General features: G+C 60.2%; 20 protein-coding genes. 13 read left to right on the forward strand and 7 right to left on the reverse strand.

Going from position 1 to position 20,414, the window contains the following annotated elements; all coding sequences use genetic code 11:
• Positions 1-44: 44 nt before the first annotated feature.
• The 3 genes from dprA to BLU71_RS22145 all read left to right on the forward strand — a co-directional run bounded on the left by dprA (position 45) and on the right by BLU71_RS22145 (position 2,685).
• A complete protein-coding gene (gene dprA / locus BLU71_RS22135) occupies positions 45-1,142 on the forward strand; it encodes a DNA-processing protein DprA (protein WP_083353889.1) in 1,098 nt (365 codons plus the stop codon).
• Positions 1,143-1,196: 54 nt separating this feature from the next.
• Positions 1,197-1,754, forward strand: coding sequence for an L-threonylcarbamoyladenylate synthase (locus BLU71_RS22140; RefSeq protein ID WP_042608257.1), 558 nt, complete (start codon positions 1,197-1,199; stop codon positions 1,752-1,754).
• Positions 1,755-1,971: 217 nt separating this feature from the next.
• Complete coding sequence (locus BLU71_RS22145; RefSeq protein WP_231982433.1) at positions 1,972-2,685, forward strand: hypothetical protein; 714 nt, start codon at positions 1,972-1,974, stop codon at positions 2,683-2,685.
• Positions 2,686-2,856: 171 nt separating this feature from the next.
• On the opposite strand, the gene BLU71_RS22150 is transcribed toward BLU71_RS22145, so the two are convergent.
• Entirely contained in the window at positions 2,857-3,834 is a 978-nt protein-coding gene (locus BLU71_RS22150; protein ID WP_083353890.1) for a quinone oxidoreductase family protein, read from the reverse strand.
• A 150-nt stretch (positions 3,835-3,984) separates the two neighbouring features.
• Between BLU71_RS22150 and hemF the strand changes: the two genes are divergently transcribed.
• Both hemF and aroE read left to right on the forward strand, forming a co-directional pair.
• Positions 3,985-4,899, forward strand: coding sequence for an oxygen-dependent coproporphyrinogen oxidase (gene hemF, locus BLU71_RS22155; protein ID WP_083353891.1), 915 nt, complete (start codon positions 3,985-3,987; stop codon positions 4,897-4,899).
• A gap of 9 nt (positions 4,900-4,908) precedes the next feature.
• The gene (gene aroE, locus BLU71_RS22160; RefSeq protein ID WP_042608261.1) at positions 4,909-5,730 is read left to right on the forward strand and encodes a shikimate dehydrogenase; all 822 of its coding nucleotides are present in this window, start codon (positions 4,909-4,911) and stop codon (positions 5,728-5,730) included.
• A 108-nt stretch (positions 5,731-5,838) separates the two neighbouring features.
• On the opposite strand, the gene BLU71_RS22165 is transcribed toward aroE, so the two are convergent.
• The 3 genes from BLU71_RS22165 to betC form a co-directional block, all read right to left on the reverse strand.
• Positions 5,839-7,407, reverse strand: coding sequence for a SulP family inorganic anion transporter (locus BLU71_RS22165; RefSeq protein WP_083353892.1), 1,569 nt, complete (start codon positions 7,405-7,407; stop codon positions 5,839-5,841).
• Positions 7,408-7,547: 140 nt separating this feature from the next.
• The gene (gene choX / locus BLU71_RS22170; RefSeq protein ID WP_083353893.1) at positions 7,548-8,468 is read right to left on the reverse strand and encodes a choline ABC transporter substrate-binding protein; all 921 of its coding nucleotides are present in this window, start codon (positions 8,466-8,468) and stop codon (positions 7,548-7,550) included.
• A gap of 16 nt (positions 8,469-8,484) precedes the next feature.
• Positions 8,485-9,999, reverse strand: coding sequence for a choline-sulfatase (gene betC, locus BLU71_RS22175; RefSeq protein ID WP_083353894.1), 1,515 nt, complete (start codon positions 9,997-9,999; stop codon positions 8,485-8,487).
• Between the two features lie 114 nt (positions 10,000-10,113).
• On the opposite strand from betC, the gene BLU71_RS22180 reads away from it, so the two are divergent.
• Positions 10,114-11,064 (forward strand): choline sulfate utilization transcriptional regulator, encoded by a 951-nt coding sequence (locus BLU71_RS22180; protein WP_083353895.1) that lies wholly within the window; start codon positions 10,114-10,116, stop codon positions 11,062-11,064.
• Positions 11,065-11,144: 80 nt separating this feature from the next.
• Here the strand turns inward: BLU71_RS22180 and BLU71_RS22185 are convergent, their stop codons facing one another.
• Positions 11,145-11,810 (reverse strand): NAD(P)-dependent oxidoreductase, encoded by a 666-nt coding sequence (locus BLU71_RS22185; RefSeq protein ID WP_083353896.1) that lies wholly within the window; start codon positions 11,808-11,810, stop codon positions 11,145-11,147.
• Between the two features lie 81 nt (positions 11,811-11,891).
• Between BLU71_RS22185 and BLU71_RS22190 the strand changes: the two genes are divergently transcribed.
• Positions 11,892-12,218 (forward strand): DOPA 4,5-dioxygenase family protein, encoded by a 327-nt coding sequence (locus BLU71_RS22190; protein WP_083353897.1) that lies wholly within the window; start codon positions 11,892-11,894, stop codon positions 12,216-12,218.
• On the opposite strand, the gene BLU71_RS22195 is transcribed toward BLU71_RS22190, so the two are convergent.
• On the reverse strand, positions 12,215-12,619 hold the full coding sequence (locus BLU71_RS22195; RefSeq protein ID WP_083354362.1) for a GFA family protein: 405 nt from the start codon (positions 12,617-12,619) through the stop codon (positions 12,215-12,217). The genes BLU71_RS22190 and BLU71_RS22195 overlap by 4 nt on opposite strands.
• Before the next feature lie 334 nt (positions 12,620-12,953).
• Here BLU71_RS22195 and BLU71_RS22200 point away from each other — a divergent pair, with 334 nt between their 5' ends.
• Together BLU71_RS22200 and BLU71_RS22205 are read left to right on the forward strand one after the other, a co-directional pair.
• Positions 12,954-14,261 (forward strand): CitMHS family transporter, encoded by a 1,308-nt coding sequence (locus BLU71_RS22200; protein ID WP_042608269.1) that lies wholly within the window; start codon positions 12,954-12,956, stop codon positions 14,259-14,261.
• Positions 14,262-14,346: 85 nt separating this feature from the next.
• Positions 14,347-15,114 (forward strand): TerC family protein, encoded by a 768-nt coding sequence (locus BLU71_RS22205; protein ID WP_042608270.1) that lies wholly within the window; start codon positions 14,347-14,349, stop codon positions 15,112-15,114.
• 129 nt (positions 15,115-15,243) lie between these two features.
• On the opposite strand, the gene BLU71_RS22210 is transcribed toward BLU71_RS22205, so the two are convergent.
• The gene (locus tag BLU71_RS22210) at positions 15,244-15,609 is read right to left on the reverse strand and encodes a DUF6124 family protein (protein ID WP_083353898.1); all 366 of its coding nucleotides are present in this window, start codon (positions 15,607-15,609) and stop codon (positions 15,244-15,246) included.
• Positions 15,610-16,154: 545 nt separating this feature from the next.
• On the opposite strand from BLU71_RS22210, the gene BLU71_RS22215 reads away from it, so the two are divergent.
• The 4 genes from BLU71_RS22215 (at position 16,155) to BLU71_RS22230 (ending at position 20,360) form a co-directional block, all read left to right on the forward strand.
• Positions 16,155-16,652 carry a PAAR domain-containing protein gene (locus tag BLU71_RS22215; RefSeq protein ID WP_083353899.1) on the forward strand — a complete coding sequence of 166 codons (498 nt, stop codon included), beginning with the start codon at positions 16,155-16,157 and terminating at the stop codon, positions 16,650-16,652.
• Between the two features lie 17 nt (positions 16,653-16,669).
• Positions 16,670-17,827 (forward strand): DUF2515 family protein, encoded by a 1,158-nt coding sequence (locus BLU71_RS22220; RefSeq protein ID WP_065616444.1) that lies wholly within the window; start codon positions 16,670-16,672, stop codon positions 17,825-17,827.
• The gene (locus BLU71_RS22225; protein WP_042608274.1) at positions 17,827-18,456 is read left to right on the forward strand and encodes a hypothetical protein; all 630 of its coding nucleotides are present in this window, start codon (positions 17,827-17,829) and stop codon (positions 18,454-18,456) included. The genes BLU71_RS22220 and BLU71_RS22225 overlap by 1 nt, the downstream gene beginning before the upstream one ends.
• A gap of 245 nt (positions 18,457-18,701) precedes the next feature.
• Positions 18,702-20,360 (forward strand): Na/Pi cotransporter family protein, encoded by a 1,659-nt coding sequence (locus BLU71_RS22230; RefSeq protein WP_042608278.1) that lies wholly within the window; start codon positions 18,702-18,704, stop codon positions 20,358-20,360.
• Positions 20,361-20,414: the final 54 nt, after the last annotated feature.

Here is a 20,414-nt window from a genome sequence, read left to right on the forward strand (position 1 = left end):
TTCCGAATGGTTCGGAGCATAGAACGATCAAGGATGATCCATTCATGTTGTCTGTCAGTACGGCCATTTCCCCGGCGGAACTGGAGGCGCGTCTGCGCCTGCACCGCATGCCGGATATCGGCCCCAAGCGTTTTGCCAAACTGCTCGAAGCCTTCGGCTCGGCGTCGAAAGCCATCAGTGCGCCGGCCAGTGCCTGGCGCTCGCTGGGGTTGCCGGCGGCCTGTGCCGAGGCACGGCGTTGTCCGACGGTGCGCGACGGCGCCAGCCACGCAATGCGCTGGCTAGAGCGTCCCGATCAGCATTTGCTGATGTGGGATCAAGCGGATTATCCAGCGTTGCTGGCGCAAATTCCCGATCCACCGCCGCTGTTGTTCGTCGCCGGCGATCCGTCGATTCTGGAAAAGCCGCAGCTGGCGATGGTCGGCAGCCGCCGCGCTTCGCGTCCGGGCATGGACACGGCGGCTGCGTTTTCCCGCAGTCTGGCCGGGGCCGGTTTTGTCATCACCAGTGGGCTGGCGCTGGGCATCGATGCTGCTGCGCATCAGGCGGCATTGGACGTCGGCGGGCTCACCGTGGGCGTGCTCGGCACCGGGCTGGAAAATTTTTATCCACAACGCAATAAACGCCTGGCTGAGGCGATGATTGCCTCGGGCAGCGCGGTGCTTTCCGAGTTCCCGTTGGACGCCGGGCCAACCGCGAGCAACTTTCCACGGCGCAACCGCATCATCAGCGGTTTGTCCCTCGGTGTGCTGGTGGTCGAGGCCAGCGTAGCCAGCGGCTCATTGATCACCGCGCGACTGGCGGCTGAGCAAGGGCGTGAAGTTTATGCGATTCCGGGCTCGATCCATCATCCCGGTGCGCGTGGTTGTCACCAGTTGATCCGCGACGGCGCGGTGCTCGTGGAAACCATCGAACACATCCTCGAAGCCCTGCGTGGCTGGCAGCAGCCGCTGTTATCCACAGCGCCAACCCAGGCCGACCATCCGTTGCTTGCGCTGCTTCACGCGGCGCCGCACACCAGCGAAGCCTTGGCCGCGAGCTGTGGCTGGGCGCTGTCCAAAGTGCTGGCGACGCTGACCGAACTTGAGATCGACGGCCGGGCGGTATGCGAAAACGGTCGCTGGCTGGCACGGTCGAGCTAGGTTTTACGGGGAAGATCGGTAAACTGCGCGAAACCTGTTTGTGGAGAGTTTTTCATGGTCAACAGTTGGCGTGTGCAACAAGCCGCGCGTGAAGTTCGCGCCGGCGCGGTGATTGCCTATCCAACCGAAGCCGTCTGGGGGCTGGGTTGCGACCCGTGGAATGAAGACGCAGTGGATCGCTTGCTGGCGATCAAGAATCGCTCGGTCAGCAAAGGGCTGATCCTGGTCGCCGACAATATCCGCCAGTTCGATTTCCTGTTCGAAGACTTTCCGCAGGACTGGATCGACCGCATGGCCAGCACCTGGCCAGGGCCGAACACCTGGCTGGTACCCCATCAGAACCTGTTGCCGGAATGGGTGACAGGTGTGCATGACACCGTGGCGCTGCGGGTCAGTGACCACCCGCAAGTGCGCGATTTGTGCTCGCTGGTCGGGCCGCTGATCTCGACATCGGCCAATCCCCAGGGGCGACCGCCAGCGCGCACGCGCTTGCGCGTCGAGCAGTATTTCCGTGGGCAGGTCGACCTGGTGCTGGGCGGCAGCCTTGGCGGACGCAAGAATCCCAGCGTGATCCGCGATCTGGCCAGCGGTAACGTCATTCGTCCTGACTGACGCCATTCTTTTATATTTTTTGCGCACTCCTCGGCGGTATAGACGAGGAGTTCTGCGCATGCCTGCAATTTAGTCCTGCATCTGTTTAACACTTATCCGTCGCCATTGTTCTTTCCTGCGTCAGATGAATCTCTGAGTCTGAAATAGCCGTAAATTTTCCCACGGGATTATCAGAACGCGTGCAGTGGCGAGATTTCCAAAAGCATCCATTCTTTCAATGTGCTTGAAACAACTTCGAAATGTTAATGGCTGCGGAGAAGTAATGGATATTACGGATTTACACCTCAAGGATTATCTGCAGGGCTTTCAGGAGACACTCAAGAATCAACAGGCTGATTACCGTGTGGCCATTCTTGAGGCCGGGTCGGATGCCGGGGAATTTGAACGCTTCATCAATCGGCAGTTTCGCCTGCGATTGCAGCATTACATGCTGACCTCCAGAGCCCGGGCACTGGATACCCGCTTGGCGATCGCCTCACGCAGCACGCACTTTTTGCTGTACCAGCGAGATCAACTCATTGCAGTGCTGCGGGCAACCCCGGCGCCGTTCGAATGGGCCTCACTGGCGCAGCATCATGTTTCTCCTACCGTGGCATTGGCCCGGCACGTCGAGTTCAGTCGCCTGATCACCCATTCTCAACAGCACCGCCCAGTGTCGATCAATGGCCTGCTCGCCACCGCCGCGCAATGGGCGATCGATCGTGGCTATCAGGGGGTGACGGCTCTGTGCAGAACGCCGCAGCGGCAACTGTTTCAGCGATTCGGCCTGAGTCCGATCGCTTCGCACGCGATGCATATCGAACAACGGGCCCGGGGCGATTATTGGCTGTTGTCCGCCGAGTGGCGACAGATATTGATGGCTCTGGATCAGCCTGTGAACATGAACGCGCATCAGCCGGAGTATCGTGATGAATATAACCGTCAGTATTGATCCGCCAGTGATCGAAGAGTGGGCGGAGAAATGGCTTGTATATGAATCGAAGAAGTTGCGCAGGAAGTTTGCCGGTCGTAGGCCGGCGGCGAAGAAACTTCACCGGAAGATGTACTTGATATAGCTGGAAGATAATCGGCGAACTCATGGAAGAGTTCGCCGATTATCAACTTACGGCAACAGGATCGTGGAGCCGGTGGTGCGCCGTGCCGACAGTTCGGTTTGTGCCTTCGCCGCATCCGCCAATGCATGGCGCTGGCTGATGTCGACCTTCAGCTTGCCGCTGATGATCATATCGAACAGTTCGTCGGCCATGCGCTGCAGGTTCTCGGCGCTGTTGGCGTAGGTCGCCAGCGTAGGCCGGGTGACGTACAGCGAGCCCTTCGCGGCAAGAATGCCCAGATTGACGCCGTCGACCGCGCCCGAAGCATTGCCAAAACTCACCAGCAGGCCACGTGGCGCCACGCTGTCCAGGGATGTGAACCAGGTGTCCTTGCCGACGCCGTCATACACCACCGGGACTTTCTTGCCGTCAGTCAGGGCCAGCACGCGCTCGGCAACGTTCTCGTGGCTGTAATCGATGGTGGCCCAGGCGCCGTTGGCCTTGGCCAGTTCGGCTTTTTCCTTCGAACTGACGGTACCAATCAGCTTCACGCCGAGCGCCTTGGCCCACTGGCAGGCCAGCGACCCGACGCCGCCCGCCGCGGCGTGGAACAAAATGGTTTCGTCGCCCTGCAGTTCGTAGGTCTGGCGCAGCAGGTACTGCACGGTCAGACCTTTGAGCATGACCCCAGCGGCGGTTTCAAAACTGATTTCATCGGGCAGGTGCACGAGATTGTCCTGCGGTAGCACATGCACCTGGCTGTAGGCGCCGAGCGGGCCGCTGCCGTATGCCACGCGATCGCCGACTTTGAACCGGGTGACGTCGCTGCCCACTGCCTCGACGGTGCCGGCGCCTTCCGAACCCAGACCAGACGGTAACGCGGGTGGGGCATAGAGGCCGCTGCGGTAATAGGTGTCGATGAAGTTCAGGCCGATCGCCTGGTTGGCCACGCGCACCTGATTAGGGCCGGGCGCAGCGGGTTCGTAGTCAACATATTCGAGCACTTCGGGACCGCCGTGGGCGCGGAACTGGATACGCTTTGCCATCTGCCTGCTCTCCTTGGGTCTTCGGTAAGCCCTCTATCCAACTCCGCTGGTTGATCTTCGTCAACTGCGGCGCGGCGGTCTGCGATGGTATGCTGTGCGCCCATTTGCGCCGCCCGCCTGCCGGGGCGCCGCCCGATTCAAGGTGAAGCCATGACGACCCGCACCGACGCCGTAAAGGCCTATCTGCTCGATCTGCAAGACCGCATCTGCGCTGCGCTGGAAACCGAGGACGGCGGAAAATGCTTCGTCGAAGACGCCTGGACCCGGCCGGCGGGCGGTGGCGGGCGTACCCGTGTGCTGGAAAACGGCACGCTGATCGAAAAGGGCGGCGTCAATTTCTCCCACGTGTTTGGCAGCGGCCTGCCGCCATCGGCCAGCGCCCATCGGCCGGAATTGGCCGGACGTGGTTTCGAGGCGCTCGGTGTGTCGCTGGTGATCCACCCGCACAACCCGCATGTGCCGACCTCCCACGCCAACGTGCGCTTTTTCATCGCTGAAAAAGAAGGCGAAGAAGCGGTCTGGTGGTTCGGCGGCGGTTTCGACCTGACCCCGTATTACGGCGTTGAGGAAGATTGCATTCATTGGCACCGCGTCGCCGAGCAAGCCTGTGCACCGTTCGGTGCGGACGTCTATCCGCGTTACAAGGCCTGGTGCGACACCTACTTTCACATCAAGCACCGGCACGAGCCGCGCGGCATTGGCGGATTGTTCTTCGATGATCTGAACGAGTGGGATTTCGACACCAGTTTTGCGTTCATGCGGGCTATCGGCGACGCCTACATCGAGGCGTACCTGCCGATTGTGCAACGGCGCAAGAAAGACGCCTTCACCGCTCAGCAGCGCGAATTCCAGGAATTCCGCCGTGGCCGCTACGTCGAATTCAACCTGGTTTACGACCGTGGCACCCTGTTCGGCCTGCAATCTGGCGGGCGTACCGAATCGATTCTGATGTCGCTGCCGCCGCAAGTGCGCTGGGGTTATGACTGGAAGGCTGAACCTGGCAGCGCAGAGGCGCGCCTGACCGAGTACTTCCTGCAGGATCGCGACTGGCTGGCCGAGGCCTGAGGACGGGTGATGGATCGTTACGTTGTTTTCGGTAACCCGATCGGCCACAGCAAGTCGCCGATGATTCACCAGCTGTTCGCCGAGCAGACCGGTCAGCGCCTCGACTACAGCACGCTGCTGGCGCCGCTCGACGATTTTGCTGGCTGCGCCACCGCGTTCTTTCGAGAGGGGCGCGGCGCCAACGTGACGGTGCCGTTCAAGGAAGATGCCTACCGTCTGGCCAACAGCCTGACCGCACGCGCGCAGCGCGCCGGTGCAGTGAACACCTTGAGCAAACTGGACGACGGCTCACTGCTCGGCGACAACACCGACGGCGCCGGGCTGGTCCGCGATCTGACGGTGAACGCCGGATTCAGCCTGACAGGTAAACGTATCCTTTTGCTTGGCGCCGGTGGCGCGGTGCGGGGTGCGCTGGAGCCGTTGCTGGCGGAGAAACCGGCCTCGGTGATCATCGCCAATCGCACGGTGGACAAGGCTGAGCTGCTCGCCGAGTTGTTCTGCGACCTGGGACCGGTGTCGGCCAGTGGTTTCGACTGGCTGCGCGAGCCGGTGGACGTGATCATCAACGCCACCTCCGCCAGCCTGACCGGCGACGTGCCGCCGATCGCGCCAAGCCTGATCGAGCCGGGCCAGACCCTGTGCTACGACATGATGTACGGCAAGGAACCGACCGCGTTCTGCCGCTGGGCCACTGAGCACGGCGCGGCGCTGGCGATGGATGGTCTGGGCATGCTCGCCGAACAGGCGGCCGAGGCGTTCTGGCTGTGGCGCGGTGTGCGCCCGGATACCGCGCCGGTACTGGCCGAGCTGCGCCGCCAGTTGGCGCAATAATATCCTGTAAGAGTGAGCCTGCTCGCGATTGCGGTGTGTCAGGCACAAAGTTTCAACTGACACACCGCAATCGCGAGCAGGCTCACTCCTACAGGGGGCATGCGGTGCTCAGTCTTCAAACCGGATCGGACACTTCTGCGCCCCTTCCAGCTTCCTCAACTCCTCCACCACCGGCGGCCGTGCCCGGCGCAAGGTCAGGCTGCGCCCCTGGCCCAGCAGGCGCCGCGCTTCCTGATGCAGCATCTCCACCCCCGAGTAATCGATGAAGTTGATCTGCTGCGCCTCGATCACCACTCGCGCGCCGTGCAAGCGTTGCAGGCGCACTTGCAGATAATGGCTGGCGCCGAAAAAGATCGAGCCGCCCACCCGCAGCACATCGTCGTCACCGTCGCGCCAGTGCTGCACCCGTGGTTGCGAGGTGCGCTTGAGGTAGAAGAACAGCGACGCCAGCACCCCGGCGTAGATCGCCGTCTGCAATTCCAGCAGCAAGGTCGCAAGGCAAGTCAAAGCCATCACCACGAACTCGGCGCGGCTGACTCGCAGCAAGGCGCGGATGCCGCGGTGATCGATCAGGCCCCAGGCGATCAACAGGATGCTGCCGGCCATCGCCGGGATCGGAATGTGCGCGATCAGCCCCGCGCCGAACACTGCGAACAACGCCACCCAGATCGCCGAGAACACCCCGGCCAGCGGCGAGCAGGCGCCCGCCTCGTAGCTCAGGCCCGAACGGGTAAACGATCCGGCTGAGAGCGACCCGGAAAAGAACGCACCGACAATGTTCGACAAGCCCTGTGCGCGGACTTCCTGATTGGCGTCAAGAAGCTGCTGCGAGCGCGCCGAAATCGAACGGGCGATCGACAGACTGGTCACCAGCCCGAGCATGCCCACCGCCACGGCGCTCGGCAGCAGGCGCAGGATCACTTCAAGATCCAGCGGCAAAGTGCTGAACGGCGGCAAGCGCCCGACGAAAGCACTGACCAGATGCACATGGCCGAACATCGCCGGCCACAGCCACACCAGCAGGCTGGCCAGCACCAGCGTGATCAACAGCGTCGGCCAGCGCGGCAGGAGTTTTTTCAGTATTACGCCGACGATCACCGTTGCGACGCCAAGCATCAGCGACGGTTTATCCACAGCCCCCAGATGCCGCAACAGGTCCATCAGGCTGGCGAGCGCCGTGGTGTTGGCCGGCAATTCCAGCCCCAACAGATTGGGCAATTGCCCGATGGCGATCACCACGGCGGCACCGAGGGTGAAGCCGAGCACCACCGAATGCGAAACGAAATTCACCAGCGCGCCGAAGCGCAGCAGACCGAGCAGCCACTGGAAAATCCCGGCGAGGAACGTCAGCAGCAGAATCAGGGTGATGTAGTCCTCAGACGTCGGCACAGCGAGCGGGCTGACGCTGGCGTACAGGACAATCGAAATTGCCGCCGTCGGACCGCAGATCAGGTGCCATGAGGAACCCCACAGGCAGGCGATCAACACCGGAAGGATCGCCGCGTACAGGCCGTATTCCGGCGGCAGACCAGCGATCAGTGCGTAGGCGATCGACTGGGGTAACGCGAGAATCGCACCGCTGAGGCCGACAATCAGGTCCCGCCCGACGCTGGCGCGGGTCTGTCGTGGCAGCCAGGTCAGGAACGGGAATAGGGAATGACGGCTGGGAAAGGCCATGGGTCCTCGCGGTTGGGTTTTGTTCAAGGTTATCAGGGTGTCAGGTGGAAAAGCCCCTCACCCTAGCCCTCTCCCGGAGGGAGAGGGAACTGACCGCGGTGTTTGAGCTGGGAACATCGACCTGAAAAACAACCCTGAGATCAAAGCTTGGCCTTCACCGCCGCCAACGCATCCTTGCCATCCATGGTCTTCACGCCATCCAGCCACTTGTCCAGCACCGCGGGGTTCGCCTTGATCCACGCCTTTGCCGCTTCGGCATTGCTGACTTTCCTGTTCACCACCTCGGCCATGATGCTGTTCTCCATGTCCTGGGTGAATGCCAGATTGGTCAGCAACTTGCCCACATTCGGGCAGGCCTCGGCGTAGCCCTTGCGGGTCAGGGTAAAGACGTTGCCGGTGTCGCCGAAGTATTTTTCGCCGCCCTTCAGGTAGTGCATTTTCAGCTGCACGTTCATCGGGTGCGGGGTCCAGCCGAGGAAGGTGACGAATTTCTGTTTCTTCACCGCCCGCGATACTTCGGCGAGCATCGCCTGCTCGCTGGATTCGATCAGCTTCCACTGACCCATGTTGAAGTCGTTCTTCTTGATGATTTCCTGCAACGAAATGTTCGCCGGCGCCCCCGAACCGATGCCGTAGATTTTCTTGTCGAACTTGTCGGCGAATTTGTTCAGGTCAGCAAAGTCATGCACACCTGCCTCCCAGACATAGTCAGGAACGGCGAGGGTGAATTCCGTGCCTTCCAGATTTTTCGCCAACTGCGTCACGTCCCCGGGGGCGACGAACTTGTCGTAGAAGCCCTGCTGCGCTGGCATCCAGTTGCCGAGAAACACGTCAACCTGACCATCCTTCAATCCGCCAAAGGTGATCGGCACCGCAAGGGTGTCGACCTTGGCCTTGTAGCCCATGCCGTCCAGCAGAAAACCGGTGATGGCATTGGTCGCGGCGATGTCGCTCCAGCCCGGATCGGCCATTTTCACGGTTTCGCAGCCCTGTTCGGCGAAGGCCGAAGCGCTGCTCAACGCAATCAGGCCGACGGTCACAGCTGTGGATAACTTGCGCATGGACTTCCCCTTAACATTATTGGTTTTGGCAGGGTTGTGGATAACGGGCCTTGCGCTCCAGGTCATCAAGATCGATGTGGTTGCGCATGTACTGCTGACTGGCATCGACCAGCGGCTGGTGATCCCAGCTCTTCAGCTTGCCGATGGTTAAAGCGTCGGCGACGAAACGGCGTCGGCGCTGGCTGGCCAGGACATCCCGATGGATCGCTGGAATGTCCCATTTGGCCCGCGCTTCAGCGAGGAACTCTTCGAACAGCTGACGATGTTGCGCCGATTGGCTTAGTTCCTCTTCTTCGCGCGGATCGTTATCCACATCGAAGAGTAGGCACGGGTCGCTTTCGCTGTAGATAAATTTATAGGCGCCCCGGCGAATCATCATCAACGGGCTGACGGTGCCTTCGGCCATGTACTCGCCGAACACCTCGTCGTGCCCGCCCTGCCCTTGCAGATGCGGCAGCAACGAACGGCCGTCCAGGGGCAAGCCCGGTTCGAGCGTGCCTCCGGCCAGTTCAACGAAAGTCGGCAGCAGGTCGGCGGTGGAAACGGCGGCGCTGACCCGGCCCGCCTTGATTTGTCCCGGTGCGCTGATCAGCAGCGGGACCCGCGCAGCCATCTCGAACCAGTGCATTTTGTACCAGAGGCCCTTCTCGCCGAGCATGTCGCCATGGTCACCGGAGAAGACGATGATGGTGTCGTCGATAAGTCCGGTTTCCTCAAGGGTTCGCAGCAATTTGCCGACGTTGGCGTCGATATAACTGCAAGCGCCAAAGTAGGCGCGACGCGCATCGCGGATTTTATCCACAGGCAGTGGCTTGTCCCACAGGTCGTAAACCTTGAGCAGCCGTTGCGAGTGCGGGTCGAGTTCGTCCTGGTTCAAGGCTGTAGGCAACGGGATATCGGCATCGTCATACAGATCCCAGAAAGCCTTGGGAATCGTGTACGGATCGTGAGGGTGGGTCATCGACACGGTCAGGCAGAACGGCCGATCGCCGTCCTCGCGAATGTGATCGAACAGATATTGCTGCGCCTTGAACACCACCTCTTCGTCGAAATCCAGCTGATTGGTGCGCACGCACGGCCCGGCCTGGAGTACCGACGACATGTTGTGATACCAGCTCGGCCGTACATCCGGCTCGTCCCAGTTCACCGCCCAACCGTAATCGGCCGGATAGATATCGCTGGTCAGGCGTTCTTCATAACCGTGCAACTGATCCGGCCCACAGAAGTGCATCTTGCCCGACAGCGCGGTGCGGTAGCCGAGACGGCGCAGGTAGTGCGCGTAAGTCGGGATATCGGCAGGGAAATCAGCAGCGTTGTCGTAGGCGCCGATCTTGCTGGGCAACTGACCACTGACCAGGGTGAAACGCGAGGGCGCGCACAGCGGGCTGTTGCAATAGGCAGCGTCAAAGACCACGCCTTGGGCGGCGAGGCGGGACAGATTCGGCAGTTTGATCGGCGACGGGCCGTAGAACGGCAACATTGGCGCGGCCATTTGATCGGCCATGATGAAAAGAATGTTCTTGCGCTTCATGTGATCGCGGCATTCCATGTTGAATATTTATGCGAGAGTGCTGCGATCGAGCATGGAGTCCATGCCTGTTCCGGTAAAGCCCGCGCCGGACAATGACTAGGATAAGCACAGCTTATGTATGACGCCCTCGGTGACCTGTCCCTCGATCTACTGCGCGCCTTTGAGGCGGCGGCACGTCATCGCAGCTTTACCGCCGCTGCGGTAGAGCTCGGTACCACGCAACCGGCGATCAGCCAGCAGATGAAGCGCCTGGAAGAACAGCTCGGCACGCGTCTGTTCGACCGGATTTATCGGGGCATCGAATTGACAGAAGTCGGCGCCCTGCTCTTCGAGCAAGTTGCCCTCGGTTTGCAGAATATCGACGCAGGCTTGAACGCAATCAGCGCGCAGCAGCAACATGAAGTGCTTCAGGTAGCCACGGATTTCGCTTTCGCCGCCTATTGGTTGATGCCGCGCCTGCACCGCTTCCACGAGGCCAATCCGCACATTGATGTCAGCCTGGTCACCAGCGAGCGCAACCACAATATGCTGCGCACCGATATCGACGTGGCGATCCTGTTTGGCGACGGTCGCTTCAAGCAGGGCGAGAGCCATTGGCTGTTCAGTGAAGAAGTCTTCCCGGTGTGCAGTCCGCTGTTGCTCAAGGACCGCTCACTGCCGCTGCCCGCGCAGGCTTTGCTGGAATTTCCACTGCTGCATTTGCGCGGCGAAAACAGCAGCAACTGGTTTGACTGGAGCGGGCTGTTCCGCCAACTGGGCCTGACCACGCCGCCGGCGCCGGGGCAGTTGCGCTTCGACAATTACACGTTGTTGATCCAAGCGGCGATTGGCGGGCAAGGCGTGGCGATCGGCTGGCGTCACCTTGTGGATAACTTGCTGGTGCAGGGGCTGCTGTGCCGGCCGCTGGCGCAAACCACGTTGTCGCGGCTGGGGTATTACGTGGTGTTGCCGCAACGCAAGCGCCGCGGTGCGTTGATTCAACTGTTCGTTGACTGGTTGATGGCCGAGCAGGCCAGCAGTGCGCAATCGTTGAACGGCTTGGCGTTGCCTTCTATTGCGGTATGAAGAGCAAAAGATCGCAGCCTTCGGCAGCTCCTACAAATGGAATGCCATCTCATGTAGGAGCTGCCGCAGGCTGCGATCTTTTACGAATCAGAAGCCGCCACAAAATTCACATGTTCACCGACATGCAGATTCAACCGCAGCTCATCGGCAATCCCCACCGCCACACGGTTCAAGCGTTCCAGCGGTTCGGCCAGACCCGGTTCGAGATTGCCGCCAACCTGACTGAAGTGCTCAATGCTCAACCCGGCAACGCCATGCGGCGCGTTGACCAAGGTCCAGCGCAGTGAGCTGCTTTGCACCGCTTCGAGGATTTCTTCGGCGGCGTGCCGTTGCAGGCGATCATCACTGTCAGGCTCGTCGAGCACGCCAAAGTTGCCCACCAGGAACAAGCGCGGCACGCTGGCCAGTTGCAAACCTTCGACCAGTGCGTCGACTGCCAGCACCTGCTCGACCGGCCCCAGTGTCACCGAGCGCTCGACATGGTCGCTGCTGAACGGCAGCCCCGGCGCGTCCAGCAGACAAATCACCGCCGAACTGCCGGCGACGCTCTGATTGACCCGCTCGGCATCGAACAGATCGCCGGTCTTGGTGCGCAACCCCGGACGCGGCGCGAGTGCGGTGAGATCGTCGAGAATGGCGATGACTTCGTGTTGGCGGCGCAGCAATTCAGCCATCAACGCACCGCCCAGGCTGGCCATGGCACCATAGAGCACCACTTTCACCACTGGGGTTTCGGCATTTTTCATGGCTGTTTTCCTTATAGTTGTCCTATATGGCCTGTGACGGTGGAATCAGCCAAGGGTTCGAACCGATTGAGAGGCGACACGATGCAAGGGATCAAGGGCTATCACGCCCATGTCTATTTCGACGCGAAAACCATCGGCCAGGCGCGGGCCTTGTGCGAACAGGCCGCGCAGTTGTTTGCGCTGAAAATGGGCCGCGTGCACGAACGCCCGGTAGGGCCGCACCCCGACTGGAGCTGCCAACTGGCCTTCGGCCCCGAGCTGATCGGCGAGGTGCTGCCGTGGCTGGCGCTCAACCGTAAGGGCCTGGTGGTGTTCCTGCACCCGGACACGGGCGATGACTTGCTCGACCACACCGAACATGCGATCTGGATGGGCGCGGTGCGGCCTCTGAATCTGTCGGTGTTTTAATCGAGGGTTTCTTCAGCTTCGCCGGGCAGATGTTCATCCAGATGCAGCCAGGGTAAGCGGCTGTCGGTCCAGATATGCCGCTCGGCCGGCGCCGTTTGCGGGTGGTCCAGCGTGGCGATGGTCACGTCTATGCTGTCGGGGCTGAGCGAGGTCACCAACGCCAGTTGTGCGCCGCAGTTTGCGCAGAAGAACCGCGCGCAACTGGCCGACGAGTCATAGCGTGCCGGCGTCCCGGCCAGCCATTGAAAGTTCGCCGCCGGCACGGTGATCCAGGTGGTGACGATGCCGCCGCTGACCTTGCGGCAGATCGAACAGTGACAATGAGCGATATCGCGCAACGGACCGCTGAACTGATAGCGGATGTGTCCGCAGTGACAGCCGCCGTTGTATGCATGGTTGATTTCCACCGCCCTTCTCCCGTTTTTATTGACGCTCGCTGCATCCGACCGCCGGTTGACCGTTCATTCTTCGTGTTCATTAGCGAAAGGTAGCTGAAAGCTTCCCCGATTAGGATCGCCTCACTCCCGGCAACAGACCGGTTGGCCCAAGGCCTGTGTTTTCCCCACAGGCCCGGCCCAATTAACAACAACAATGGTGATTCTGATGTCCTCTGCAACCCGCCGTCTCTCCCGCTTCCTGCTTATTACTCCGCCCGTACGCCTCGCGCCTCCCGTTCTGCGCTGATCCCGCCCGATCCGCTCATTCCATTAGCCGCGCTACGCCTGGAGTATTCCCATGCTGACTTTCCTTGGCTTCGCCATGGTCATCACGTTCATGTTCCTGATCATGACCAAGCGCCTGTCTGCGCTGATCGCCCTGATCATCATCCCGATTCTGTTCGCCCTATTCGGTGGTTTCGCGCCGAAGATCGGTCCGATGATGCTCGAGGGCATCACCAAACTGGCGCCGACCGGCGTGATGTTGATGTTCGCTATTCTGTATTTCGCCCTGATGATCGACTCCGGCCTGTTCGACCCGGCCGTGCGCAAGATCCTCAAACTGGTCAAGGGCGATCCGCTGAAAGTTTCGGTCGGCACCGCCGTTCTGGCGCTCGTCGTTTCCCTCGATGGTGACGGCGCGACCACTTATATGATCTGCGTGGCCGCGATGCTGCCGCTGTACAGCCGCATCGGCATGAGCCCGCGGATCATGGCCGGTCTGATCATCCTCGCTGGTGGCGTGATGAACATGACCCCGTGGGGCGGCCCGACCGCCCGCGCCGCGAGTGCGCTGCATGTCGATCCGTCGGACATTTTCGTACCGATGATCCCGGCCATGGCCGCCGGTGTCGTGGCGATCCTGCTGATTGCCTACTTCTACGGTAAACGCGAACGTGCCCGCCTCGGCGAGCTGCATCTGGTCGGCGACGAGATCGATCACAGCGAAATCAGCGTCTCGCAATTCCCCGACGCACGCCGTCCGAAGCTGATCTGGTTCAATGCTGCGCTGACCTTCGGCCTGATGTGCACGCTGATCGGCGGCCTGTTGCCGCTGCCAGTGCTGTTCATGGTGGCGTTCAGTATCGCGATGATCGTCAACTATCCCTGCCTGCAAATGCAGAAAGATCGCGTCGCCGCGCATTCCGGCAGCGTGCTGGCAGTGGTCGGGCTGATCTTTGCGGCCGGTATCTTCACCGGTATCCTGTCGGGCACCGGCATGGTCGATGCGATGTCGAAAAGCCTGTTGGCGGTGATTCCGGAGTTCCTCGGCCCGTACCTGGCGGTGATCACGGCGCTGGTGAGCATGCCGTTCACCTTCTTCATGTCCAACGACGCGTTCTACTATGGCGTGTTGCCGGTGCTGGCCGAAGCGGCCAGCCACTATGGGATCACTGCGGTGGAAATGGCCCGTGCCTCGATCGTCGGCCAGCCCGTCCACTTGCTGAGCCCGCTGGTGCCGTCGACCTATCTGTTGGTGGCGCTGGCCGGCATCGATTTTGGTGATCACCAGCGTTTCACCCTGAAATGGGCGATCCTGGTGTGTATCTGCATTCTGATTGCTGCACTGCTGTTGGGGACTTTCCCGGTGTTCAGCACTCTATAAGCCCAAGACTCACCGTTGCGGGTCCTGGCTTCGCGGTTTGAAGCCCGGACCTTTTGCGGTTCAACAATTGCTCAAAGGAATACACATGGATTGGCTGACCAACCCCGAAATCTGGGTTGCCTTCTTTACCCTGACCGCCCTGGAAATCGTCCTCGGCATCGATAACATCATCATGATTTCGATCCTGGTCAGCCGCATGCCCAAGCACATGCAGCAGCGCACCCGGATCTTCGGGCTTGGCCTGGCCATGGTCACGCGGATCCTGTTGCTGCTGTCGATCACCTGGGTCATGCGCCTCACCGCCGACCTCTTCGAAGTGTTCGGCCAGGGTATTTCCGGTCGTGACCTGATCCTGTTCTTCGGTGGCCTGTTCCTGCTGTGGAAAAGCTCGCAGGAGATGTACCACGCGCTGGAAGGCGAAGACGAAAGCGACGACGCGCCTTCGGGCAAGGGCGGCAACTTCCTCTACACCATCATCCAGATCGCGATCATCGATATCGTCTTCTCGCTGGACTCGGTGATCACCGCAGTCGGCATGGTTTCCCATGTGCCGGTGATGGTCGCGGCGATCATCGTGGCGGTGCTGGTGATGATGCTGGCGTCGGGCAAGATCAGCGAATTCATCGACAAGCACCCGTCGCTGAAAATGCTCGCCCTGTCGTTCCTGCTGGTGGTCGGCACCGTGCTGATCGCCGAATCGTTCGACGTGCACGTGCCAAAGGGCTACGTCTACTTCGCCATGGCGTTCTCCCTGGCGGTGGAAGCGATCAACATCAAACTGCGCGGCGCGATGGCCAAGAAGAAACAACAGCAGGATCCAGTGAAACTGCGCAAGGATGTGCCGGGCCAATAACCCGGTAGTCTTCAGGCAACACCCCTTGTAGGAGTGAGCCTGCTCGCGATAGCGGTCTGTCAGTCAACGATGATGTTGAAGCTGAGGGCCCTATCGCGAGCAGGCTCACTCCTACATTTGTTTCTGCGTTCAGGCAGGAGGAACGAGGTTGTCGAGGACGCGGTTGACGGCCAGCTCACCCAACATGATGACTTGCTGGATCCCCAGCAGTGAATTGCGTTGCGGTCCATCAATAAACCCGGCCAGATCGCTGGCCATGATGCTCGCCGACGCCAAAGATTCGCAGGCGTGCACCAGCAGCGTTTCGTTATCCACAGCCGGATCGACGAGGAAAATGGTGCTGGGCTTGCGCGCGGCGCCGGGGTCTTGCTTGAGACCGGGACATAGGTAGAAATCGAGGGCGCGGTCGGCGGCTTGTTTGAGTCTTTGCGCTTCGAGGTCGGGGTCGTGGCGGGAGAAATCGGTATCGGGTGGATCGGGCGTTATCTTTGTCATTGGCTCTATTCTCTTTACAGAGTGAGGCTGCAAACCGCTCGCGACTAAACGAATGGGAGGCAGCTGTACGCAGGTTAGTCGACCGATGAGCCACGAAATCGGCGCGCCCGAAGGCGCCCTGCGCACAGCCACCATCAAGTGCAGGAAGAGATACCTGACTGACAGAGATTTGTACGTCGTGGAACAAACGGGCGACTAAACCCGACCACTGATGAGCAGTGGTCAGCAAACGATAGAGACCAGCCCCAAAGCGCACAAGCCGGCGGATTCTGGCGTAGCCGTAGGCAACGGCGCAAGGATTTGTAGCCTGTCGCCGCGTAACACGGCGTGTGCATAAACACCCAGCGCAATCCGTGTTTATCCCCATTCAAAACATCACCGCAAAACCTGTAGGAGTGAGCCTGCTCGCGATAGCATTTTCTCATTCAACAGTAATGGTGGCTGTCAGACCGCAATCGCGAGCAGGCTCACTCCTACAGGTTGACGCCCAAAGCAATGATCGTTAGCGTCCCCCGCTCGCCTCAAACGACAAACAAGGAACGTTCATGTCTGGAAAACCCGCCGCGCGCGTCACGGACCCGACCACTTGCCCGATTCCCGGCCACGGTACCAACCCGATTGCCAGCGGTTCCGGCGACGTTTTCTTCAACGGCCTCGCCGCCGCTCGCCTGGGCGACAAATGCACCTGCGGCCAGGCGCTCAGCGGTGCCTTTTCGTCCACCGTGTTCATCAATGGCAAGAACGCCATGACCCTCGACAGCACCGCCAGCCATGGCGGCGTCGTAATTGGCGGCTCGGCTAATGTGATCATCGGCAGCTCGCACACCCCTGCTCCGTTCGTTCCACCGTTACCAATCATCGGCCAGCCCTTGGTCGAATTCAAAGCAGTCAGCGCCGGCAATGGCGAACCCATCGCCGAACAGGGTTATGAAATCGAAACCGCCGAAGGCCGTATCGTCACAGGCCTGACCAATGCGCAGGGCATGACCCAGAGCGTCGCCACCCTGCAGCCCGATCTCGCCATCGTTCGCTGGACCGCCTGAGCTTCAAGGAAGAAACAATGACCGGACAATGCATCGCTCCAGACGACCTGGACATGAAAAAGCTCTGGGACAGCACCTGTGAGCTGCCCACTTGCAAACGCGAAACCAGCACCGCCGGCCCCAACCCGAAAACCCGCGTCGAAGTCCCGCTGCTGACCTGCAACTGCCTGTGGCGCCGCTTCCAGAAAGAAGCCGAAGACTGGGTCGCCCCCGGCGGCGTCCTCATCGCCGACCCCCAGGCCCGTAACCGCAAGATCAACGCCGCTTACGCGCAGTTGTGGTTGGCGGATAACCGCTTTCAGTGGGCAGGGTTGGCGGCGTTTGCTTCTAAGCAGGTGGGGTGTGGGCTGATCCACGCCACCAAACTGCAGACCGCCATCGCTGCACAGAAGGCGGCACAGGAAAAGCTGCGAACCGCACCATCGGAAACTCTGTTCGAAGGCTTTGGGTTCAAGTTCAGCAAGACCAATCCCGAGGCAGAGCAGGAGCTGGCCAAGGCTCGGGCAGCCAATCCGATGCCGACGGAGGACATCACCTTCGGCGACAACCCACGCTCAGTGGTTCAGCAGCAACTGGACTATGTGTATGAGATGTTGGCGCTGGGTAATACGTCGCTGTTTCTCGACGTTTATCCGTTGCACCGGTTTTTCATGGTGCGGGGGTACAAGGAAATGGAAAAGTGTTTGAGAAGCCGGCGTGGCATTGGGAAGGATGTAATGTGGCCGATTGCTGAGAAGGTAGAGTTTGGCCGTGATAATCCTGAGATTTACGCGACCTTCAAAGCCATTGATCAAGGGAACATTTCAGGTAGCGTTGAACAAATGGCGCTTCATGAACAAGTCAACATCCTTCAGCCGGCGATGTACGACGAAACCCACTTTGCCCTGTTGATGCGAGGCACACATGGCGGTGACGTGATTTCTGTTGTGACCGGATTGTTGCCAGGTGCTGCCGAGGAGATCCAGCTTACTCTCGCTAGCCAATGTAAAGCGCCCGACAGTCGAAAAGTCGCGTTTGGCAGCAATCCGCTGGCTAACCTTGCCGATAAGGATCAGCGAATGGAGTTCGTACTGCGCGCTGCCACTCAATTCAACGAACTGCTTAAACAGCCGTCCTCTCGCGCAAAACTTGAGCAATCTATCCGAGAAATTGCAGCTGGCGGGGGGGTTAAGTGATGCATAGACGCAGTTTCTACGTTGCTGCCGCCGCCGTATTGGGAGCTATCGCGCTAACCTTCTATTTCGGAAGAGGTCCGCAACAAATTTCTTTCCACATTGGAAAAACATATGACGATGTCGTGCGCGACTCATCATTTCCTGTGACGGATAAAACTGCCATCTATCCCGGTGATCCACCTCACCCAAGTTCGACTTGGATCAGTAGCCCAGTGGTCATCACATTCGATGACGAACAACACGGGTTCACGTTGCCCGTTACAAAATTCGGTGCGATTGGCTGGTCTGATTTCAAAGCGATCACCCTTTCTACCTCACCAATGCTGGAAACGTTACCTTTCGAGCAGGCAGTGAATCTGCTGGGAGTGCTGCAGCAGACGTTCAAAAAGGCAGGCTGGTCGCCAGAAGCTGTTGAAGGGAATGATTGGCTCAAGACTGAAACTCAAGAAGACAAGGTGCGCCTTCAAGCCAAGCTTTTTGACCAGTTGGACGGTGTCATTCTGTTGATTCCGCATAAGTACAGCCTGTTCCTCCACATCAAATGCTACGCACGTTGCGACGAACGAAATCCTGATACGGCCAAATATTTGATTGATGTGGGTTTTGGTGAAGATCACTTCAGTGATTGACCGTTTTCAATCGTCTTAGAGGAAGTCGACGGCTTTGGCAGGTAAGCATTGGCTGTCGATGGGCGCCGCTACGATTTTGCTGGGTGGTGAACTTGTTCATGACACTTTTGTTTCAATCCACGCTTTAGCTGTGCAATGCTGGCGCCGAGACCGTTAGCCAACTACAGCTTAAGTATCAAAAACGTAGAAACCGCGCGGTGCCGTCCACTTGCCCCTCTGGGGCGCTGCTACTACAGGGGGTCTGCATGCTCACCCTGCTCAATCTGCTATCCGCCGTCGCCCTGTTGATCTGGGGCACGCACATCGTCCGAACCGGCATCCTGCGGGTTTACGGCACCAATCTGCGACATGTGATCGGCCAGAACATGTCGAGGAAATGGCTGGCGTTCATCGCCGGTATTCTCGTCACCGCGATGGTGCAGAGCAGCAACGCCACGGCGATGCTGGTCACCTCGTTTGTCGGCCAGGGCCTGATGGCGCTGACCCCGGCGCTGGCGACCATGCTTGGCGCCGACGTCGGTACCGCGTTGATGGCGCGGGTGCTGACGTTTGACTTGTCGTGGCTGTCGCCGCTGCTGATTTTCCTCGGGGTGATTTTCTTTCTGTCGCGCAAACAGACGCGGCTCGGACAGATGGGTCGAGTGTCGATCGGGCTGGGGCTGATCATTCTCGCCCTGCAATTGATCGTCGAGGCCGCTGCGCCTATCACCCATGCGCAGGGGGTGAAGGTGATTTTTGCCTCGCTGACTGGCGACATCCTCCTTGATGCGCTGGTCGGCGCGTTGTTCGCGATGATTTCCTACTCCAGCCTCGCCGCCGTGCTGCTCACCGCCACCTTGGCCGGCGCTGCGGTGATCAGCCTGCCGGTGGCGATCGGTCTGGTGATCGGCGCGAACATCGGCAGCGGCATCCTCGCCTTCATGAGCACCAGCATGCAGAACGCTGCCGGCCGCCAGGTGGCGCTGGGCAGTCTGTTGTACAAACTGATCGGCCTGCTGCTGATCATCCCGGTGCTCGACCCGCTGGTGCACTGGATCGACAGCCTCGATTTCAGCCCGCAGGAAATGGTCATCGGCTTCCACCTGCTCTACAACACCGCGCGCTGCCTGATCCTGCTGCCGAGCGTCGGGCCGATGGCGCGGCTTTGTGCGTGGCTGCTGCCGGAGCGCCCGGAAGTCAACGGCACCGCCAAACCGCGTCATCTCGACCCGACCGCGCTGGTCACGCCGAGTCTGGCGCTGGCCAATGCCGCGCGGGAAACCCTGCGCATGGGCGATCTGCTCGACAACATGCTCGACGCTTCCCTCGATGTGCTGCGCGGCAAGCAGACCGCCGTCACTCAGGAAATGCGTCGACTGACCGACGACGTCGAGGCGCTGTACAGCGCGATCAAACTGTATCTGGCGCAGATGCCTCGCGAGGATCTCGGCGAGCAGGACAGTCGGCGCTGGGCCGAAATCATCGAGCTGGCGATCAACCTGAAGCTCGCCGCCGACCTGATCGAGCGCATGCTGCGCAAGATCCAGCAGCAGAAGACCTCGCAACGCCGTTCGTTTTCCGAAGAGGGCCTGGAAGACCTCGCCGGGCTGCAACAGCAACTGATCGCCAACCTGCGGCTCGGCCTGTCGGTGTTTCTCAGTGGCGACCGCGAAAGCGCGCGGCAGTTGTTGCGGGAGAAACGCCGGTTTCGTGCGCAGGAACGGCGTCTGGCCCATGCGCATGTCAGCCGTTTGCAACGCAAGATCGTCCAGAGTCTGGAGACCAGTTCGCTGCATCTGGAGTTGATCGCCGACATGAAGCGGCTCAATTCGCTGTTCTGCAGCAGCGCCTATGTGGTGCTGGAAACGGCGGACACTGGCGCGCTGGCGGTGGATGACATGGCGGACATTACGCATTCGCCTTGAACGTCTGGGGCTGGGGTCAGTCAGTTACAGTGGTTCAGCCTTGAGACCGCTATC

The organism is Pseudomonas moraviensis (assembly GCF_900105805.1).
Taxonomy (GTDB): Bacteria; Pseudomonadota; Gammaproteobacteria; order Pseudomonadales; family Pseudomonadaceae; genus Aquipseudomonas; species Aquipseudomonas moraviensis_A.

Bases quoted from the DNA above. Each gene is read 5' to 3' on its own strand.
- dprA (WP_083353889.1), top strand. From the start codon at position 45: ATGTTGTCTGTCAGTACGGCCATTTCCCCGGCGGAACTGGAGGCGCGT.
- BLU71_RS22140 (WP_042608257.1), top strand. From the start codon at position 1,197: ATGGTCAACAGTTGGCGTGTGCAACAAGCCGCGCGTGAAGTTCGCGCC.
- BLU71_RS22145 (WP_231982433.1), top strand. From the start codon at position 1,972: ATGTGCTTGAAACAACTTCGAAATGTTAATGGCTGCGGAGAAGTAATG.
- BLU71_RS22150 (WP_083353890.1), bottom strand. From the start codon at position 3,834: ATGGCAAAGCGTATCCAGTTCCGCGCCCACGGCGGTCCCGAAGTGCTC.
- hemF (WP_083353891.1), top strand. From the start codon at position 3,985: ATGACGACCCGCACCGACGCCGTAAAGGCCTATCTGCTCGATCTGCAA.
- aroE (WP_042608261.1), top strand. From the start codon at position 4,909: ATGGATCGTTACGTTGTTTTCGGTAACCCGATCGGCCACAGCAAGTCG.
- BLU71_RS22165 (WP_083353892.1), bottom strand. From the start codon at position 7,407: ATGGCCTTTCCCAGCCGTCATTCCCTATTCCCGTTCCTGACCTGGCTG.
- choX (WP_083353893.1), bottom strand. From the start codon at position 8,468: ATGCGCAAGTTATCCACAGCTGTGACCGTCGGCCTGATTGCGTTGAGC.
- betC (WP_083353894.1), bottom strand. From the start codon at position 9,999: ATGAAGCGCAAGAACATTCTTTTCATCATGGCCGATCAAATGGCCGCG.
- BLU71_RS22180 (WP_083353895.1), top strand. From the start codon at position 10,114: ATGTATGACGCCCTCGGTGACCTGTCCCTCGATCTACTGCGCGCCTTT.
- BLU71_RS22185 (WP_083353896.1), bottom strand. From the start codon at position 11,810: ATGAAAAATGCCGAAACCCCAGTGGTGAAAGTGGTGCTCTATGGTGCC.
- BLU71_RS22190 (WP_083353897.1), top strand. From the start codon at position 11,892: ATGCAAGGGATCAAGGGCTATCACGCCCATGTCTATTTCGACGCGAAA.
- BLU71_RS22200 (WP_042608269.1), top strand. From the start codon at position 12,954: ATGCTGACTTTCCTTGGCTTCGCCATGGTCATCACGTTCATGTTCCTG.
- BLU71_RS22205 (WP_042608270.1), top strand. From the start codon at position 14,347: ATGGATTGGCTGACCAACCCCGAAATCTGGGTTGCCTTCTTTACCCTG.
- BLU71_RS22210 (WP_083353898.1), bottom strand. From the start codon at position 15,609: ATGACAAAGATAACGCCCGATCCACCCGATACCGATTTCTCCCGCCAC.
- BLU71_RS22215 (WP_083353899.1), top strand. From the start codon at position 16,155: ATGTCTGGAAAACCCGCCGCGCGCGTCACGGACCCGACCACTTGCCCG.
- BLU71_RS22220 (WP_065616444.1), top strand. From the start codon at position 16,670: ATGACCGGACAATGCATCGCTCCAGACGACCTGGACATGAAAAAGCTC.
- BLU71_RS22225 (WP_042608274.1), top strand. From the start codon at position 17,827: ATGCATAGACGCAGTTTCTACGTTGCTGCCGCCGCCGTATTGGGAGCT.
- BLU71_RS22230 (WP_042608278.1), top strand. From the start codon at position 18,702: ATGCTCACCCTGCTCAATCTGCTATCCGCCGTCGCCCTGTTGATCTGG.